Annotated in this window: 1 pseudogene; it reads left to right on the top strand. The window is 30.1% G+C overall.

From position 1 onward, the window contains the following. A pseudogene (locus EQ827_RS08750) lies at nucleotides 1-335 on the top strand (TetR/AcrR family transcriptional regulator); the annotation flags it as partial. Nucleotides 336-1267 lie beyond the last annotated feature (932 nt).

Below are 1267 nucleotides of genomic sequence, written 5' to 3'. Positions count from 1 at the left end.
GATTATTAGATATACTAGTTAAAAAAGAAAACACAGGGTTTCATTCCCAAATAGAGGCGTTAAAATATTCAATACCGGAAGTTAAATCATCTTTAAATACCCAAAGAAAAAAAATGCAAAATTTAACTAAGGAATGTATCTTGTATTATGTAAATAAGGATATAGACATTAAAAAGGTTCAAATTATTTCTATTGTTTTATTCGATTTTATCACTGCTTTAGTAGACGAAATTCTTTATGGTCAAAACAGCAAACAAGAAAATATAGAAATAAAAGAAATGGGGGCGGAATATTTATACTTTATAATCAATGATTATTTAATTAGGGATAATTAACTGTATGACCATTTTTTATGTTAATTTATGCGTGGTGCCAGTTAACTTTTTAGATTGTATGTCACAGCTCTAACCTCGTTTGAAACTCAACTAACAAATGATCGCGATTACGTCCAATATTACAATGTTGTTCCAGCTGAAAAAAATTGTCCCAATTTGGTGGCAAGCAGTTTTAATAAGCTATTATTGAATTTATAATCTGGCAATATATTTTTTGTTTTGGCTTTAATAAGTTAATTTTCTGCAACGATAGCTTACCCAAATATTCTAGATCCGCCAAGATTTGCGGGTAACTTGCCTAGTTAATTAAAGTTGTTATCATTATTTTGGAATTATGGATCGAAGTGTTCGTAATGGTATAAACGGCCACTAAGACTTTATCAGTAGCGTTGACGTTTCGTAATATTATATCCACTTCGACTTATCCAAAAAAATTCGAATGCGATAATTACGTACTGGTTGATAAAACAGCAGTAGCATACTATTAATAACGTAATAACACGTGATTTGAAATACCTGTTTCACCAAACCTGTTTGCATTAATTGCAAACCGTGGTTACTCAAGCGATTAAACAAAGAACGTTCAGGTAAGTTTAAGTAGGAAGTATAATATATTGTATTATAATCGTTGTAAAATATTTTGTAGAAACGTTACCAGCAGAATTGTTAAAAATAAGTAATATATAAAAAGACAAATCTCAACATTATGATAAGATTTGTCTTTTTGCACATCAAAATGATCTGGTATATTAGGTGCAATCTATTATAAATCGCAGATTCTATAATTAATCCGAACAGCCTTAATCTAAAAAACCCAAAGTAATTCCTTTACAATGGTAGTTACTACACAAACCATGAAAGAAGGATTACTTTGAGCACTACTACTTTAACACAGTTTGACCGCGATATGATGGTAGAATCTGTAGCAGAAC

The organism is Bombilactobacillus bombi, assembly GCF_013607485.1.
GTDB lineage: Bacteria > Bacillota > Bacilli > Lactobacillales > Lactobacillaceae > Bombilactobacillus > Bombilactobacillus bombi_A.
This window is presented reverse-complemented; position numbering and strand designations above follow the sequence as displayed.